General features: G+C 45.2%; 3 protein-coding genes. 1 reads left to right on the top strand and 2 read right to left on the bottom strand.

The annotated features are described in order from the left end of the window. The first annotated feature begins 33 nt into the window (after positions 1-33). Positions 34-264 carry a DUF3820 family protein gene (locus VN105_RS00065; protein ID WP_325636700.1) on the top strand — a complete coding sequence of 77 codons (231 nt, stop codon included), beginning with the start codon at positions 34-36 and terminating at the stop codon, positions 262-264. Between the two features lie 54 nt (positions 265-318). On the opposite strand, the gene VN105_RS00060 is transcribed toward VN105_RS00065, so the two are convergent. Continuing rightward, positions 319-798 (bottom strand): polymer-forming cytoskeletal protein, encoded by a 480-nt coding sequence (locus tag VN105_RS00060; RefSeq protein ID WP_325636698.1) that lies wholly within the window; start codon positions 796-798, stop codon positions 319-321. Positions 799-807: 9 nt separating this feature from the next. After that, positions 808-1875 carry a ParM/StbA family protein gene (locus VN105_RS00055; protein WP_325636696.1) on the bottom strand — a complete coding sequence of 356 codons (1068 nt, stop codon included), beginning with the start codon at positions 1873-1875 and terminating at the stop codon, positions 808-810. Between the last annotated feature and the right edge of the window lie 84 nt (positions 1876-1959).

Below are 1959 nucleotides of genomic sequence, written 5' to 3'. Positions count from 1 at the left end.
AAATTTGCTGATTGAATTATAAATCAGGTTTTTATGGAGATGTCACAGCCCGACCCGCAATTATTACAACAACTGGTGGTGATGAAAATGCCTTTTGGAAAGTATAAAGACGTGGTGCTTTGCGACCTGCCGGTAAGCTACCTGGAATGGTTTCAGCGGAAAGGGTTTCCGAAGGGGAAACTGGGAATGCTGCTGGAAACGATGCTGGTAATAAAAATGAATGGTCTTGCCCAATTGCTGGATCCGCTGAAAAAGAAGCAATAAAAAACGGCTGTTTCCCTTGGGAAGCAGCCGCCTGAATAAATTATCCTGTTGTTATCAGAACCAGGTGGTGTTCTTTTCTTCCTCTTCCTCCATCTTCTTCCCCGCTTCAGCTTCTACTGCTGCAGACACTTTGATCTCTTCCGCTACCGGCGTATGACTCAGCTCTGCTTTAACAACCGGCTGCACGTTTTTCCGGATAGCACCTTCCACCACTGCACCTTCCTCAATTTCCAGCACCATTGCATTTACATCGCCTTTTACCAGGGCCTTATTGCTGATATGGGCCTTGTTGGTGATATACACATCGCCATACACTTTCCCGTGTACCACCAGGTCGGCAGCATATATATGCCCGCGGATGCTTGCTGTTTCACTAACCACCAGCTTGCCGCTGGTTTTTACATCGCCCCTTACATTCCCGTCGATACGACCGGATACGGAGGCATCTATACTACCATTCACGGAAACTGTTTTAGGAATACGGAAGGCTCCGGGAACAATTATATTTCGGAAAAAATGTCTGACATTGATCACAAGTTCAAATTATAGGGTGACGGGATTAGGTGTAACAGCAGGGGCGTGTTGGTCTTCAAAAGTAGACACAATAGAACTGGAGTTACCCAGGTCAAGCCCTACGCTTCTTTGAGGTTTATTATCTGAAATTCTCAATGAGTTATAAAGATAACCTATACTCATGAGCTTTTCCGGTTCGGGAGCAACTTCTACCGGTATAAAATCACGAAATTCTTCTACAAAAGCATCGGTCAGTTCGCGATAGTGAGCGCCGCCGCCCATCAGGTATATCTTTTCGCAGGTTTCAAAGTCGAGATCTGTAAAGTAGCTGCGCATCAGGGGCGACACTACTTCCTTATAATACTGGGTAAGTACGCCTTTGCGCATATCCCGCAGGTCAATACGTTTGCGGTTGGTGAAAATAGACCCTTTCATGAAAGCATCATCTACCTGGTGCTCATTCTTCATTTCCAGGTAATGTTTCTGGTTCAGTTCACGGGTAAGGTTGTTAATGGCATAACGGATACCGTGGGAACTGAAGCAGGTGCGGTGCACCAGTCCGTCGCCGGTGGCCATACCGCCTTCTATGGTACCAAATCCGAAGCTAACGGCAATAAAGTTGTCCAGCTGCGGTTCGTTGATACTTTTCTTCAACCCGATGATACCGCCTACAATTTCAGGGATCACTTCATACTTCTCGATATCAAACATGGCTTTCTTAAAGGAGCCTTTGGTATTGTAGGTTTGTGTATCGTAATCGATCAGGAAATGACGTTTACTTAAAAACTGCTCTGCAGCATTTTTGTAGATATTATACGTAGAGAAGGGAAAGCCAACGGTAAGGGCAATGGGTTGTTGTACCTTATCAATAGTGTTCAGCAACGCAGCTTTAAACAGTATTTCGTAATCCTCTTCTGTAGGCGACGCATTGGTAACCCTGCCCGGGTTGATGCCACCTCTTTTGGCCAGGTTGCCTACCAGGTACCAGGCATCGTCCTTTTTAATTTTTAATCCGTTGAGAAGATCTTTACTTGAATTTTCTGTGTTTCCGAATGCGGTCTCAAAAACGCTTGGGAAGCTGGTTGTTGATACTTTCATAGTGCTTTGTTATAATAACGAATCTAGCCGTGACTCTCCGCATGGGAGGGTTTTCATCGGGATTGAAATAGTGGTTAAAGATAT

It is taken from the genome of Chitinophaga sp. (assembly GCF_035564935.1).
Taxonomy (GTDB): domain Bacteria; phylum Bacteroidota; class Bacteroidia; order Chitinophagales; family Chitinophagaceae; genus Chitinophaga.
This window is presented reverse-complemented; position numbering and strand designations above follow the sequence as displayed.